The 15,219-nt window shown below is 58.1% G+C and carries 10 protein-coding genes; 8 read left to right on the top strand and 2 right to left on the bottom strand.

The window, feature by feature from the left end:
• Window positions 1-33 precede the first annotated feature (33 nt).
• The 4 genes from MMG91_RS22335 to MMG91_RS22320 are packed head-to-tail and all read left to right on the top strand — an operon-like array spanning window position 34 to window position 5,165.
• Window positions 34-951 carry a hypothetical protein gene (locus MMG91_RS22335; protein ID WP_310660725.1) on the top strand — a complete coding sequence of 306 codons (918 nt, stop codon included), beginning with the start codon at window positions 34-36 and terminating at the stop codon, window positions 949-951.
• Between the two features lie 19 nt (window positions 952-970).
• Window positions 971-2,263, top strand: a complete 1,293-nt coding sequence (locus MMG91_RS22330; RefSeq protein ID WP_310660724.1) for a hypothetical protein — start codon at window positions 971-973, stop codon at window positions 2,261-2,263.
• 3 nt (window positions 2,264-2,266) lie between these two features.
• Window positions 2,267-4,075, top strand: a complete 1,809-nt coding sequence (locus tag MMG91_RS22325) for a hypothetical protein (RefSeq protein ID WP_310660723.1) — start codon at window positions 2,267-2,269, stop codon at window positions 4,073-4,075.
• Between the two features lie 34 nt (window positions 4,076-4,109).
• Window positions 4,110-5,165 (top strand): hypothetical protein, encoded by a 1,056-nt coding sequence (locus tag MMG91_RS22320; protein ID WP_305502054.1) that lies wholly within the window; start codon window positions 4,110-4,112, stop codon window positions 5,163-5,165.
• 152 nt (window positions 5,166-5,317) lie between these two features.
• Here the strand turns inward: MMG91_RS22320 and MMG91_RS22315 are convergent, their stop codons facing one another.
• Both MMG91_RS22315 and MMG91_RS22310 read right to left on the bottom strand, forming a co-directional pair.
• Window positions 5,318-7,441 (bottom strand): TonB-dependent siderophore receptor, encoded by a 2,124-nt coding sequence (locus MMG91_RS22315; RefSeq protein WP_310660722.1) that lies wholly within the window; start codon window positions 7,439-7,441, stop codon window positions 5,318-5,320.
• Between the two features lie 133 nt (window positions 7,442-7,574).
• A complete protein-coding gene (locus MMG91_RS22310) occupies window positions 7,575-9,701 on the bottom strand; it encodes a TonB-dependent siderophore receptor (RefSeq protein WP_310660721.1) in 2,127 nt (708 codons plus the stop codon).
• A 723-nt stretch (window positions 9,702-10,424) separates the two neighbouring features.
• Here MMG91_RS22310 and rfaH point away from each other — a divergent pair.
• The 4 genes from rfaH to MMG91_RS22290 all read left to right on the top strand — a co-directional run bounded on the left by rfaH (window position 10,425) and on the right by MMG91_RS22290 (window position 15,127).
• Window positions 10,425-10,946 (top strand): transcription/translation regulatory transformer protein RfaH, encoded by a 522-nt coding sequence (rfaH, locus tag MMG91_RS22305; RefSeq protein WP_310660720.1) that lies wholly within the window; start codon window positions 10,425-10,427, stop codon window positions 10,944-10,946.
• Between the two features lie 231 nt (window positions 10,947-11,177).
• Window positions 11,178-12,332, top strand: a complete 1,155-nt coding sequence (locus MMG91_RS22300) for an outer membrane beta-barrel protein (protein ID WP_310660719.1) — start codon at window positions 11,178-11,180, stop codon at window positions 12,330-12,332.
• 12 nt (window positions 12,333-12,344) lie between these two features.
• A complete protein-coding gene (locus MMG91_RS22295) occupies window positions 12,345-12,878 on the top strand; it encodes a polysaccharide biosynthesis/export family protein (RefSeq protein ID WP_305445717.1) in 534 nt (177 codons plus the stop codon).
• A gap of 2 nt (window positions 12,879-12,880) precedes the next feature.
• On the top strand, window positions 12,881-15,127 hold the full coding sequence (locus tag MMG91_RS22290) for a polysaccharide biosynthesis tyrosine autokinase (RefSeq protein ID WP_310660718.1): 2,247 nt from the start codon (window positions 12,881-12,883) through the stop codon (window positions 15,125-15,127).
• The last annotated feature ends 92 nt before the right edge of the window (window positions 15,128-15,219 follow it).

The raw sequence follows: 15,219 nt of genomic DNA, 5'->3' as shown, positions 1-15,219 counted from the left end.
GTCCGCCACCCGGCACTTCACAGGAGGTGTCCCATGAAAATCATCTTGGACCGGTTGTTGCTGCTGATCCTGCTGCTCAGCCCGCCTGTTTTCGCCCAGGACAGCGAGGCCATCTACTTCAGCATGGGGGTGCACAACAACCTGGGGTGTAACGAAAAGAACGGCAACTGCATCGCCAAGCGTTCCGTGGGCGAGCCTTCCGATCCGTTTTTCCCGGCCTACTGGATCAGCGACTGGACCATGTACCGGGTGATGCACAACTACGAGAAAAACCCGCCGCCCTACAGCAATCCACCCACCACCCTGACCCCGGCGGACTACACCGTCTCTCGCGGCACCAGTTACTACGACACTGCCTACATCCCGGCGGATGGCGACGGCTTCGGCGCCATGATGGAGCATTACGAGAAATACTGTCTGCCGATTTTCCCGATCAAGAACAACAACTACACCTGCTCGTTCGTGTCCTTGGGCAACAAGGCGTACTTCCTGACGTACCCGCAAGACCGCCCCAAGGACATGCCGGCCTGCTGCATGTTTTCGCCAATGAATCATCCGCCACGGCAAGACTTCATCCAGCATCTGCCCTACAGCGCCGAGCGCAGCAAAAACCTCAATGGCAGCGTGCAGGCCTACGCTCTGGAGCTCGATTCGCCGCAAGGTCCGATCCTGTTCGGCTATGCGTTTTTCAAAAAGCCAACGGGACAACCGCCCTACCGGCATCCCCAGTCGTTCTTTTTCTCCGGTGACACCAGTGTCGCCAATGCGCCCATCGTCAGCCAGAACTACACCAACTTTCGCATCGCCAAACCGGATCCGGCCCAGACCTGGGCGCAAGTGGCCGCCATGTGCCCGGCGAATCCACCGCAGTGCCAACTGTTCGATCCGCCGCCCTCTCTGGGTAATGGCAAGCGAGCGCAGTGGGACAAACTCATGCAACGCAAACCCTGATCAATGACGAAGGATCGCCATGAAAACTTCGCTCCGCCTCACCATGGTGTTACTCGGTCTGGCCAGCCTGCCAGCCCTGGCTCGGGAACAGGCCATGCCATCGACGCAGGCCACCAGCCTGAACTGCCAACCTCCCAGCACCGCACCGGCCGCCTCGGCCAGTCAGGACCAGTTCGATCAGTACAGCTGGCAGATGTTCATCGCCTTGAACTGGCCTGCACAGAACGGGCAGCGCGGTGATCCCGACTGCGCCAAACAGCCTGGGGACCCCGGCTACACCGTCTGGCAGACCTACAAGACCGTGGAGGAAATCTTCCTGCCGAAGGGGGCTGATCCTGGCCCGTGGAACACCCCGCAGACCGCCAAAAGCCTGGGCATCATCAACATCGCCGCGCTGAAGAACAGCACCCAGGTGAATGCCGTGGACCAGGCTGTCGGCGGCTGGTTGATCGACCAGGCCGGTAACCCGACCTACTACGACATTTCGGCCAACGAGACGTCCTACGACTACATCGTCAACAACAGCTTCTATAACGCCGATGTCGTTTCCAAAGCCAACAACATCAACTTCCCCAACGGGGTCATCGAGGTCAAGTCGAGCTGGCGCATCCTCACGACCAGTGACAACGCCAGCCGCTACCTGACCATGCTGGCGCGCGTACCCACGTTCAACGACCAAGGCCAACGCACCGGTGTCACCGAGGCTTACCTGGGTTTGGTGGGCCTGCACATTATCACCAAGGCGAACGGCTATCCGCAGTGGATCTGGTCAACCTTCGAGCAGATCGACAACGTTCCGTCCAAGGCGCTGGTGAACGACAAGTGGGTCGACCAGCCGACATCCGGCACGGCCTATTCCTACTTCAACTCCACCGCCCCCGCCGCCAGCCTCAACCAGTCACCGTGCGACTGGCAGACGCAGGGCGCACATCTGGTCTGCGTGCCCAAACCCGGCACCACGTTCCAGACCCCGAACCCGCTGAACCGGGTCACCCCGATTGCCGAGGTCACCAATGGAGTCAACACCCAATACCGCACCGACCCGGACCTGCAAAGAAGCGTGCTGAAGTACTACCAGCTCATCACCACCCAGCGTCCGCTGATGCCGGACAACCCCAGCAACCCACTGGGTCAGCCGACCCCGGCGCTCTCGGCCAACGTGACCATGGAGAGCTACATCCAGCCCAACAGCAGCTGCATGAATTGCCACTCCATGGCGACGCCGGTCAAGAGCCCCTACAAGTCCGATTTCTCCTACCTGTTCAAATTCGCCAATGCGCCTGTCGGCAAAACCACCAAGGACGAGGAATAGATCATGAGCATTCTCAATGGACCACGGTTGAATTTCTGGGGCGGCATCCGCACGGACGTCAGCCTGCCGAACAACTCCCCCACTATTCCTTACGACGGCAATGATCACTGGCCGCTCTTCGACCTGACCACCTCGACCCTGGCGCCGGGAGCCCAGTCTTACACCGACGATCAGCTGAACAACATGATCAATGCACCCACGGGCGACTACTACACCGCCGGCGGCTGGAATCACTACGGGCAGCACGTCGTCGACATGCAGAACGCCTTGATCAGTTCGCAGGGTAGTCCGGGCAGCATCAACACCACCGGCGATATGGTGGGCCAGCCGGTCTATCTGCTCGGTTCGGTGGACCCGGTGACCGGACAGGGGCCCGTTTCCGGCCCGATGATGGTGGACCTGGACCCCACCGCCACAAACACCACCCAGATATTCGTTGGCGGTCTGCAAATTGGCGGTAACAGCGACATCCAATTGCTGATTCGCGCGAACACGGTCTGCAGCAGCCTGGATGTCAAAATGCGGGTGTTGGAGCCAGAGGAGATGGATGCGCCGGGTTCTTTCCGCCTCAGCGGCACGTTTCAGCTGACCTTTCCCCTGAGCAGCATCGTCAGCTGGAACGAGAACAGCAGTGGCCTGCGATCGATCATCCAGGCGCCGGGTGCGACAGGCATTGTCCTGCGCTTTGTCATGTTCGAGATGTGCCCCACGATGACCACCGAGCAACTGGATGCCGATTACGCCGCCGGCCGATACACCCCCAACCCGAGCATCGGCCGAGTCATCGGTACACTGGCTCCGGCCTTCGCGGACGAACCGAAGAACTGTCAGCCGGGCCGGCAGCTGGTCAACCAGAGCACCAAGAGCACTGGCTATGCCGATCTGGGCGACAGCGGCATCCTGAGCATCGACATGGTGAACGTCATCCCGAAGCAAACCTTCAGGGCCGTCAGGGACGACATCACCAGCCCCATCGGGCCCAACGCGGATTACGGTCCCGTCACGATCAGCGCCGGCACCACCACCCTGACCACCCTCGACCCGGCAAGCAGCCCGTTGTTCGACTATTACGTGTATGGCGGCATCGTCGACCTGCCCTTGAGTACCACTCAGCAGCAAGCGGTGCGAACCACGGCGCTGGCCATCAACGCACCCAATACAGTCTCCGAAACCACGCTGCACGCCATCGAATCGACCTATCGAGTGTATGCCGATCAGCGCAACGTTTATCTTGAGGACTACCCCAACGGCCTGTCGATCACCCTGCAGGTCAGGTACCTGGGCGGCCCGGTCACCAGTGCCACCGAAATCGACCTGAAGGCCGGTGCCCCTGCGGTATACAAAAATCCGAAATACTGGAATTTCCTCGAGTTTCCTGACTCGCTGACCATCAACCCCGGCCAGCTCGACGTCAGTTTCCCGGTCACCCTCAAGCCGGGCACCGAGGCCCAGGCGGGTTTTGTCGCGCTGACTTACACGGTCAACGGTCTTGCAAGCGGTGGCTACTTCACCAGCTTTCGCAAATACGCACAGACCGACTTCGGCATCCCCGCGGGCACCACCATCACCTGGGAGCTGATGTACCCGAACGTCTTGCGTTTTCACTACCTGGCCTTCCCCGCCATGTCGCGCTACATCCCGCTCAATCAGCCCGACGCGATCATGGCCGCGAAGAACCCCATCCTCGCCCGAACCTCGGACGCCTACAAAGGCACCACTCTGTTCATGCCCGTGGTGCGCTCGATGTCGCCCTGCCAGCGGACGCTGCTCCGGGCCTATCTCACTGGCGAACCGTGGCAACCGCCGCAGTAACCGCGTCCATCCCTTGTCCATGGAGAGAAGCCCTATGCCCGTTCCCCTTCATATTCCTGCGCAACCGCGCGAAACCCTGCGCCCGAGTACGATCATCGCCGACGGCTTGCTTAACCCTCGGGGCGTTTGTGTGCAGGCCGATGGCAGCCTGCTGCTGACCGAAGCCGGCTCGGGTCTGCCGGACCAGCCCTTCAGCGGCCGTATCAGTCGACTGCGACCGGATCCACACAAGCCCGGCGCCTACCTGCCCGGCGAAATACTGGCGCAAGGTTTTCGCGCCATGAACATGCAGGCCCGCATGCTGCGCGATGAAATCATGGGGCTGTCGGACATCGCCTGCGGTGACGGGCGCTGCCTGGTCAGCCAGACCAATTACGTCGAAGGTTCCAAACTGCTGGACCTGCAATACACCCCGCCCGAGCCGGTGTTTCACAGCCGTGGCAATCTGAATGCGCTGTGTTACCACCCGACTCGCCACAGTTGGCTGGCGGTCAAACCCGATACCAATCAGTTGGTGGAATTCACCGGCGAACAGGGTGAGTGCGTATTGGTCCAGTTGCCCGAACTGGACCAGGGCCAGGAAGCCGTTCCCGTGACCCTGGTGTACGAACCGGCGACAGACGCCGTGCTGATCAGCCTTTTCTCCGGAGAGCTGCAGGGCGACCCTGCGCGCAAGGGCATCGACTTTGCCGATAAGGCAGGCCGAGTGATTCGGGTCTGGCCCGACAGCGGGCAGATCGAGGTGCTGATTCAAGGCCTGCAACTGCCCACCGGACTAGCACTGTGTCCGCAGGGCAATGTGCTGGTCCTGGAGCTCTGCGACCGCCTGCAGCAACCCCTGCCACCGGACTGGAACGGCGAACCGTTGCATGGCGGTTTCACCCGTTTCACGGGTCGACTGCTGAGCTGCAACCTGCAAACCGCCCAGGTCGCCGTGCTCGCCCGTGGCCTGGATACCCCTTCCAATCTGTGCCTGGTGGAGGATGCGGTACTGGTGAGCGAAGGCATGGGACTGGCCGGCCGGCCACTGCCCACGCCAGACAATAACGTCGTCCCGTTGAGCGGCAGACTGCTGCGGGTGCAGCTCTGAAAAACACAACCTGGCGCAGTCCCCACCTGGGAGCAGGCTTGCAGACGGTCGGCGGTCGCCAACGACGCGTTCATAAAACAAAAAAACGCCTGAAACCTTCTCGGTTTCAGGCGTCTTTGCCTGTTCATTCGCGGTGTTCGGGAATTTCCTCTCTACAAGGTGTATGAAATGCCCGCCTGCACGGTTCTCGGCGCGCCCGGATAGGCGTAGACATTGCCAAAGGCGCCTTCGTCGTAGTGGCTGTCGAACAGGTTCTTCAGGTCAAGGTTCAGCCGCAGGTGCTCGTTGACTTTGTAATAGCTGAGCAGGTCGAACACCTTGTAGCTATCCATGGAGAAGGCATTCGCCGCGGTCTGGCCGGCGCGCTCGTCGACGTATTTGGCACCCAGCCCCAGGCCCAGCCCTTTGAGGCCACCGTCCTGAAACTCGTAGACGTTCAGCAGGCTGAAACTGTTGCGCGGAATGTTCACCAGGCGAGTGCCTGACTTCAGCACGTTGTCCTGGGTGACTTCGGCATCTACATAGGCGTAGCCACCGATCATGCGCCACTCTGGCGTGAGGTTGCCGGCCACATTCAGATCAAAGCCACGACTACGAACTTCACCCGCCGCAACGCTGAAGGTCGAGTCCACCGGGTCTGTCGTCAGGACGTTGCGTTTTTCGATCTGATACACCGCGGCATCCACGCTTAACTGACGATCGAGGGCCTGCCACTTGATGCCCACCTCGTAGGATTTGCCTTCTTCAGGTTTGAAGCCGCCGCCCGTTCGACTGGCACCGCTGTTGGGCTTGAAGGACCGCGCCGTGTCGGCATAGATCGCCACGGTCGGGGTCAAGTCGTAGATCAGCCCCAGACGCGGAGTGACTGCGTTGTCGCTGTTGGTCCAGCTCGGGCCGTTGACGAGGTAGTTGTCGTAATCATGCTCGAAGCGTTCAAAACGCGCGCCCACCAAGGCTTTTAAACCTTCAGCCAGGGTCACCTGGTCTTGCACGAAAGCGGCATAGGTCTTGAGGTTTTCCTTATCGTGGGTGGTGGTGCGAGTCAGCGCCGGTCGCGGCTGGCCGTAAACCGGATTGAAAATGTCGATGGGGTAGGCACTCACCGCCCCACTGGAGCGACGGATGATCGATTTGTAATCGTAATCCTCATACTCGATGCCCGTGAGCAACGTGTGGTCGAATCCACCGGTGGAAAAATGTCCGGTCAGGTTCAACTGCACATCAAGGTCGCGCCACTCCAGCTTGCGATAGTTGAAGTTGCGCCCCAGCGTTCGGCCATCGGCAGCCACACCGTTGGCTTCGATGGCATTGCCTTGCAGACTGCCGTCGAGAAATTGCGTGCCGCCGCCCAAGGTCCAGTTGTCGTTGAGGAAATGTTCGAAACGCAATTGCGCCATGTTGTTGTCGTTGTGCAGCTTGCCAATATCCTTTTCACCGAAAAAAGTATCCCGCGACGCGACGCCGATCTGATTACGATAGCGGGTCACACCCCGATCGAGCGGCGCGTTGTTGCGCATGAAATCGCCTTCGAAGGTGATACGGGTGGTGTCGTTGACCTGCCAACCGAGGACCGGCGCCACACCGTAACGCTCGTTTTCGACGTGATCACGGAAGGTGTCTCCACCCTCGCCTATCACGTTCAGCCGATAGGCCAGTCGCCCTTCATCATCCAGCGGTCCTGAGGCATCCAGCGTTCCGCGACGCATGCCCTGATCGTTGAGCTGACTGCCTAACGTGACCGTGCGCTCGGGCAGGGGTTGTTTGGACACCACGTTGAAGGTGCCACCCGGATCGCCACGGCCATAGAGCGTGGTGGCTGGTCCGCGCAGGACCTCCAGGCGCTCGATGGTATTGGCATCGGGCATGTTCGGGTAACCGCGGTTGATCGGAAAACCGTTGCGGTAGAACTCACCGGTGGTAAAGCCACGCACGGTGAACGTGGTCAGGCCCTGGCCGCCGAAATTGTTCGCACGGCCCACGCCACCGGCGTAATCGAGAGCGTCTTGCAGGCGGGTGGCGCCGAGGTCTTCCACGACATCCCGGGTGACCACGCTGATGGATTGTGGGGTTTCATGAATCGGAGTGTCGGTGCGCGTCGCACTGGCCGAACGGGTCGCCCGATACCCCTGTACCGGTCCCTGGGCCTGCTCTTCGAATGTGCCGTTGATGTCGATCGCTTGTAACTCTATTGACGCAGGATCAGTCGGTGCCTGGTCAGCCCAGGTGGTCTGGGAAATGGCTTGGATCACACACAGAGAAACGAGAGTTCGACGCATTGACATGCAACCTTGAGAAGATGCCGGGCACATCAGGAGCTCGGCGAGAATTTATAGTGAATAAAGACTGAGGCGCCCCCCGTTCCGCCCGGTACAAACCAGCGAAACGGGGCAGCGCGTCAAGTCAGTACGATCAGAATGTCACACTGGCGCTGAGGCGTGCCGTGCGCGGCTCGCCGACATTGACCTGCAGCTGGCTGCCGGTGGAGGACGGGTAGTACTGTTTGTCGAACAGGTTGTCGACATTGAATTGCAGCGAAGTCTTGTACCCGAACACCGGCGATTCCCAACGCACGAAGGCATCGGCCACGGTGTAGCTACTCAGCCAGAAATCGTTGGCGTTGTTTGCCGCACGCTCGCCGACGTAACGCGCGCCAGCACCGGTATGCCAGGCACCGAACTCCGCAGGGATGTTCAGGTGGTGCGTGAGGTACAGGCTGGCGGTGTGCTTCGGCGCATTGGCGAGGCGGTGACCTTCGTCATCCGGATCGTCGAGAATTTCCGTGTGGGTGTAAGCGTAGGTGCCTATCAGGTCCCAGCGCTCGGCCACACGCCCGGTGATGTCCAGCTCAAGGCCCTGCGAACCGACCTTGCCCGCCGCCTCCGAGAGGCTGACACCACTGACCGTCTGGCTGGTCACGACGTTTTTCTTGACGATGTCGAACAGCGCGAGATTGATGTTCAGCCCCGGCAGTGGATCGTACTTCGCGCCGACCTCATAGCTGCGCCCCTCCTCCGGATCGAAGGTGTGGCCGGCATCGTCGACCTCGGTATTGGGCTTGAACGAACGGCTGTAGTTGCCGTACAGCGACAAGCTATCGGTGGCTTTGTAGACCAGGCCCAGGAACGGTACGAAGGCATCGCCGTTATCGTCGCGGTTGACCTTGTAGCTGCTGCCGCGGCCCTGATCGCTGTACTGATCGTAATGCTGCTGACGACCGCCGAGGACCAGGATCCAGCGGTCATCGAGGTGCCAGTTATCCTTGAAGTACACCGAGCTGGAGGTCAGCTGGTTGCTCAAGTCGCTTTGAGCGGCGCTGACGAGACTGGGCTCGGCCAGACGACCATAAACCGGCGATGTAATGTCGAAGCCTGACCGTGGGGTATTACGGTAGGTTTTGCCGCGGAATTGGTCGGACGCTTCGGTGTCCGCGCCGACCAGCAGGTCATGGCGTTGGCCGAACAGTTCCTGCTGGCCGATGAAATCCCAACTGGCGTAACGGGTCTCATCATCGTAGTGAGCGCCGTTGGCAGCACGTCGCAGATTGTTGCCGGTCAACGAATTCGGCTGGGCAATCGAGAGGCTGTAGCGGTCGTTGTTCCAGCCGTAGGTAACGCGGGTTTTCCAATCATCACTCAGCTGATAGTCGAAACGCGCGGTGGCCAGTTCACGGATACCAACGCTTTTGGCCCATTTTTCGTCGAGGCGCTTGTCGTAGTCGATGTCTGCCGGGTGACCGTTGGTGAACACGGTGCCGCGGTCGAAGGGATTGGAGTATTCGTTGTACTCGTAGCTCAGGGTCAGGCTGGCGCGGTCGCCGGTCCAGGTCAGCGATGGCGCGACCAGGGTGTTTTCATTCACGCCGTAGTTGCGCCAGTAATCTTCATGGCCACGTTCAGCAATCAGGCGATAGGCCAGGCCCGTATCTCCCATCGGCCCGGTGGTATCCACCGCCAGGGTGCCGCCGCCTTCGCTATAGGCCGAGCCGCTCAGGGTTGTGCTCCGGGTGTATTCAGGCTTTTTGCTGATCACGTTGATCAATCCGCCAGGCTCCAGCGCGCCGTAAAGCATCGAAGCAGGCCCTTTGAGCACTTCGACACGATCCGTCGTGGCGCTGAAGTTGTGCCCCAGATTGGAGCGCACGCCATCGCGCAGGATCGAGCCGTCATCGTTAGTGCCGAAACCGCGCTTGACCAGCGAGTCCCGGGAACCGCCCAGGGTGTTGCCCTGGCTGACGCCGCTGACGAACTTCATGGCGTCGGCCAGCGAGCGCACCTGATAGTCGGCCAGAGTCTGCTGGGTGACCACATTGATCGATTGCGCCTCTTCCTTGATCGGCACATTGCTTTTGCTCGCCGTACTGGCTTGAGAGGTGGTGTAGCTCGTGTCTCGGCTGACGCGGCTTGCCTGAATATCCGTGGTCGGCAGTTCGAGGGCTTGCTGTGCCCACAGTGGACTGGCAAACATAACGCAGGAGAGTGTTGGCAACGCGTGTTTCATGAAGACCTTGCGGCGGGCAGAGGGGTGGGGCTGGCTCAAGACGTCGCACTCGATGAGTTAGTAATAACGATTCTCATTGTATTGTGCGATCTATTTTCAGTAAATACCCTTGACGGCCATCCGCGCGCTCTTGATCCACCACATCGGCAGGTTTGGGTGTTGTCTGTCGGTGTTCTCTTTCAGCCAGTGCCCTGCGTGCGTCAAAAAAAATCACCTGTTAAAACAATTGGTTGAAACGCCTTAATAGATTATTGGACAGAAGGCTATATTTTTGACTAGTGACATTTGACAGGCCGTCTGGAGTGGTCGATACATAAGAGGGTCCACGTATAACCAAAGATGTAACTCCATTAATAGATATACGTCGTCCCCCTGCGTTAAGTTCACGATCGAAAGTGCTTGTTTTCCAAAGGACCGAGCGTTCGGACCCTGCGGTAGCTTTGGCCATCGTAAAGAACCTCCCTCCTCTGATGACGCGGCAATATCACTTATAGCGTTAAGTAACGTTTACACTTTCGATCAAGAGTCTTGATTAAACGCAGCCCCTGCAAGATAAACCTTCCCGCACTAGTCGGGGTACGCGCCAGATTATTGACTCAACCTTTTTTTGTCATTGTGATTACATGCTTCATTATTGATACACCTGTTCCAGTGACTTAACACTTTCGCGATTCCACATTCTCTAAAGAGTTCATTGGAAGCGCAGTGGCATTGCTAATGCGCGAACAGACATGCTTAACCCATATTCCGGAGCTTGCCAGAATGCTGACGAGTACCCAAGGTGCCAGCTGGTATCTTTTACAATGCAAGCCGCGTCAGGATGAACGGGCACAAATCAATTTATTGCGACAAAACTACATTATATTTTGCCCGCAAATTATTAGCGAGCGACTGATTCACGGCAAACCCCATCAATCACTTGAATCTCTCTTCCCGGGGTACCTTTTCATTCAGCTGAGCCGTGACGATAAATGGGCGCCCTTGCGCTCTACCCGCGGAGTCAGCCGCATCGTCGATTTCAATCAAGGCCCGGCAACGGTACCGGACGACGTTATCGAACATCTGCGTGCCCGGTGTTTAAAACCACTAGAATTGCACACACCCCAACCATTCAAGCCTGGGGAAACGCTGCAAATAACCCGAGGACCACTGTCAACACTTGAAGGTGTTTTCCTGAGCACGTTAGGTGATGAGCGAGTCATGATTCTTCTACATTTCTTGAACAGAGAACATCAGGTTCGCGTGCCATTGACTGACATTGAACGACCCCGGCCTCATTTATAAATGAATCATTGTCTTTTTTAACTAGCACTTTGCAACAACCGGCACAACTCCAAATACATTTCTGTTACTGCTAGTACTCCTTTGAATTAATGCACTCCGCCCAGTTATTAATTAAACTTAGAAACTCCTCCCCCATGAATAAATTATTGATAGCTACCGGTATTACACAACCACATTCACCCACTGTTTTTCCGGTCTATAGTCATTGAACTCACCCCCAGGAGCAATGATATGACCCTCAAGACCCGCGGCCCTTTCGCACTGATCATGATGTACTTATGTCCCGGAACGGCCTGGAGTCTTGATCCCCAGTCCATTGATATTTATGGGTTCGACTTCACCCCTACCCTGCTGTTTTCAGAAAGTTATGACGACAACTTTCGCGAACTGGAGCGGGCGCAGTCTTCCATGGTGACCAAAGTGGCGCCCACTTTCGAACTCAAGGCTGAAGACCGCAACAGTGCCACCCGACTTATCTGGCAGCCTACCCGGTACATTTATCATGACGACTCGGATGCTTCGAATACCGCACAACGCCTGCGCCTCAACAGCATCATGGAATTCACCGACCGCCATCGACTGAAACTTGAAGCGGAAGCACGTAAATACGAGCGTACGACGTCGACCGCGGTCGATGGCATCAATGACAAGATTCGCAGTAACCGCGTCAATGGCCTCTATACCTTCGGCGCCAGGAGCGCTGCCAATCAGATCGATCTGGGCGCCAGTTACGCTCAACTTCGCTACGACAATTCAGGCGGCATCAACGACGACAAAGAGCGCGATACCACTGGCCTGACTACCACTTGGTACCACCGCATCGGCAGCAACACACGTGGATTGCTGGAATACGACCATACCGACTTTGATTACCGGTCCAACAACCGTCTCAACAGCACATCCGATGCGGTCCTCGCCGGTGCCGAATGGGACTTCACCGCGCGCACCACCGGTAAAGTCCGTGTTGGTTATGAGCGCAAGAACTTCGATGACAGCAGTGTCGATGACCTCAGTAACCCGACCTGGCAGGTGGATCTGCGATGGAAACCACGAACCTATTCGACGTTCTCGTTTGTTGCCCGCCAAGCCATGGCCGAGGGCGACGACGGTGCTGATGCCGTCAAGACCACCACTGCTCTGGTCGGCTGGCGTCATGGCTGGACCGAACGCATCACCACAGTGGCCGAAGTCGGGCTGGGCCGTTACGAATACGAAGGGCAGGACCGCACCGATGACCTTCGTGACTACAACCTTGCCGTGGAATACGCAATGCGCCGCTGGCTGGATATCGAGCTGGGCTATCGCTACCGCAACGATGACTCCGATGCCGACAATCAGAGTTTTGAACGCAACATCTTCTTGCTCAGCTTCAACGTAAGTCTCTAAAGAGGTTTCCCCATGAACTCGCGAATGCTTGTCTTGTTGTTCGTGCCGTGGCTGTTGCCCGTGACTTTTGCAGCAGACACCGGCGCCCAGTACAAACTGGCAGCCGGCGATGTATTGCGCATCACCGTGTTCGGTGAGCGGGATCTGAGCTTCGAGAAAATCCGTCTCAACGATGCCGGGATGTTTTCCTATCCATTCCTGGGTGAAATTGCCGCCAAGGGACTCACGCCCCAGCAGGTAGAAAAGGTCATCGTCGACGGCCTCAAGCAAGGTTATCTGGTCGATCCCAAGGTCAGCCTCAACCTGATCGCCTACCGCTCGTTCTACATCAATGGCGAGGTACAGAAACCCGGCAGCTATCCGTTCGAACCCGGGCTGACACTGGAGAAAGCCATCGCCCTGGGCGGCGGCCTGACCGAACGAGCCTCGATCAAGCGGGTGACCATCGTGCGCGGCGATGGCTCCCCACCACTGACCGACAAGGTCACGCGCAGCACTGCCATCGCCCCCGGTGACACCATATCCATTGCACAAGGCTTTTTCTAATCATGGACAACAGCCCTAGCATATATGTCGAACGTCCGATCCAGCCGCATGTGCCGCAGCATCAGCAGTACAGCGAGGACAAGGACACCATTGACCTGCTCAAATACTGGAGGGTGATCTGGCGCGCCCATTGGAAAATCGGCTGGCTGATACTGCTTGGCTGTGCGTTGGCGATGGCCACGCTGTCATTCATTCCCTCGCAGTACATCGGCAGCACCACGTTGCTGATCAAAGAGAAAACGCCACCATTGTTGGCCTTCCAGCAAGTCACGGATTCGAGCGCCGGTACCGTCGATTATTTGCAGACGCAACTGGCACTCCTGCAATCGCGGGATCTGGCCGAACGCGCGGTAAGAAAACTGAACCTCACCACCCATCCGGTGACCGATCCACGCCAGCAACCGCAGTCATGGTTTGCGCCACGCAAATGGTTGGCAACGCTTGAGCTTGGCCAATGGCTGCCAGTGCTGGGCCGTTTGACACCCATCGAGGTAATGCCCTCCGAAGCCGAGATCTTCAATCAAGTCACGCAGAACCTCATGCGGCGAACCAGCGTCAAATTCGTCGGCAAAAGCCAGTTGATCAACATAGAAGTGGAGTTGCCCGACCCAGGTTTGGCTGCCGCTACCGCTAATGCGATTGCCCAAGGCTTCATCGATAGTCAGTTCGACAACAGCCTGAAGTCCTCGCAGACCAACACCAGCTGGATGAACTCACGCCTGATCGAGTTGCGCAATAACCTGCGCAGTGCCGAAAACAAACTTCAGGCCTATCGGGAAGCGCAAGGCCTGGTCGACGTCGGCGGTGTCGCCACCATCAGCGCCAATGAACTGGAAATGACCGGCAACCGCATGATCGATGCCCGCCGTAACCTGGCAGAGGCCGAGAGCCGGTTCCGCCAGGTCCAGACCTTGAGCAATGGCAACCTGAGCAAACTCTCAAGTGTGCCGGCCGTCTTGAGTAATCCTTTGGTGCAGAAATTCCAGGCACAACAGGCCAAGGCTCAAGCCAAGGTCGAAGAAATGTCCGGGCGCTACGGTCCAAAACATCCGACCCTTGTCGCCGCTCGCGCCGAGTTGCGAATGGCTACCGAAAGCTTGCGTCTGCAGGTTCGACAGGTAGTGGCCAGCATCGAACAGGATTACCAGCTAGCCCGAGCCAGCGAAAACTCATTGCGTCAATCATTCAACAGCAACAAGGCACAAATACAGGACATTTCGCGCAAGGAGTTTCAACTGCGTGAGTTCCAGCGTGAAGTCGACAGCAGCCGCGCGCTGTATGAAACCTTCGTCACCCGTTTAAAGGAAACCGCGGCCACGTCCGACATGGACTCCACCAAAGCACGCATCGTCGACCCTGCGATTGTTCCTCTGGAACCTAGCAAGCCGCGTAAAACACTGATTCTGGCGATTGTCGCCGTCGTGTCTGCGCTGATCGGCGTAGCGCTGGCATTGCTATCGGAAACCCTGAACAAAACCTTCAAGACCGACGAAGCAATCGAAAGGACGCTCGACGTTCCCCTGCTCAGCGTGGTGCCGCTGGTCACGAGGAAAAGCCGCCGGCAACTCGCGCGACTGTTCGACGACAACAACCATCCGCGTTTTTGCGAGACCATACGCAACTTGCGCACCTGGTTGATGTTGCACAGCGGCGATACGTCGTCACAGGTGGTACTCGTTGCCTCGACCATGGCCGAAGAAGGCAAAAGCACTATCGCCAACAACCTGGCGTACTCGCTCACAATGCTCGAGCGTGTCCTGTTGATCGACGCCGATATGCGCAGACCCAGCCTTTCGCTCAACTTCGATTTCCCGGTAGACGCACCGGGGTTGGCCAACGTTCTGGCGGGCACTGCGCGGCTCGAGGACTGTATCCGGACTGTCGGCAATCTCGACATGCTGCCGGCCGGGAAATTGTCGCCACCACCGCTGGATCTGCTCGGTTCGTCGCGCCTTGCCCCCATGCTTGAGGCGCTGAAGTCGCGGTATCAACGCATCATCATCGACTCCCCGCCAGCACAAATGGTCAGCGATGCACTGTTGCTGGCCAAGCATTCGGACGCGGTGATCTACGTGATCAAGGCCGAAAGCACGCCTGTCAGCCAGGTACAGAAGTGCCTTGCGATACTGCAGCAGAGTCATGCGCCGGTGTTCGGTGTGGTGCTTAACCAGGTTGACCTGAGCAAGGCACGCAAACAGGGCTACAGCCATTCCGATACGTTTCAGAACTACGACTACATGTCCCGGTAGAACCTTGCGCCTGTCTCACCCGTAGTCCCCTCCCAAACATCTACCAAAAGCTGCTTCATCCCAGTCGAGCTATACCAGCGTGCGGGAACGAG

This window comes from Pseudomonas sp. JL3 (assembly GCF_031570575.1).
Lineage (GTDB): Bacteria > Pseudomonadota > Gammaproteobacteria > Pseudomonadales > Pseudomonadaceae > Aquipseudomonas > Aquipseudomonas cucumis.
The sequence above is the reverse complement of the archived record's forward strand: the minus strand, read 5'-3'. Positions and strand labels throughout refer to the sequence as shown.

Coding starts and splice junctions, on each gene's coding strand:
- MMG91_RS22335 (WP_310660725.1), top strand. CDS start 34: ATGAAAATCATCTTGGACCGGTTGTTGCTGCTGATCCTGCTGCTCAGC.
- MMG91_RS22330 (WP_310660724.1), top strand. CDS start 971: ATGAAAACTTCGCTCCGCCTCACCATGGTGTTACTCGGTCTGGCCAGC.
- MMG91_RS22325 (WP_310660723.1), top strand. CDS start 2,267: ATGAGCATTCTCAATGGACCACGGTTGAATTTCTGGGGCGGCATCCGC.
- MMG91_RS22320 (WP_305502054.1), top strand. CDS start 4,110: ATGCCCGTTCCCCTTCATATTCCTGCGCAACCGCGCGAAACCCTGCGC.
- MMG91_RS22315 (WP_310660722.1), bottom strand. CDS start 7,441: ATGCGTCGAACTCTCGTTTCTCTGTGTGTGATCCAAGCCATTTCCCAG.
- rfaH (WP_310660720.1), top strand. CDS start 10,425: ATGCTGACGAGTACCCAAGGTGCCAGCTGGTATCTTTTACAATGCAAG.
- MMG91_RS22300 (WP_310660719.1), top strand. CDS start 11,178: ATGACCCTCAAGACCCGCGGCCCTTTCGCACTGATCATGATGTACTTA.
- MMG91_RS22295 (WP_305445717.1), top strand. CDS start 12,345: ATGAACTCGCGAATGCTTGTCTTGTTGTTCGTGCCGTGGCTGTTGCCC.
- MMG91_RS22290 (WP_310660718.1), top strand. CDS start 12,881: ATGGACAACAGCCCTAGCATATATGTCGAACGTCCGATCCAGCCGCAT.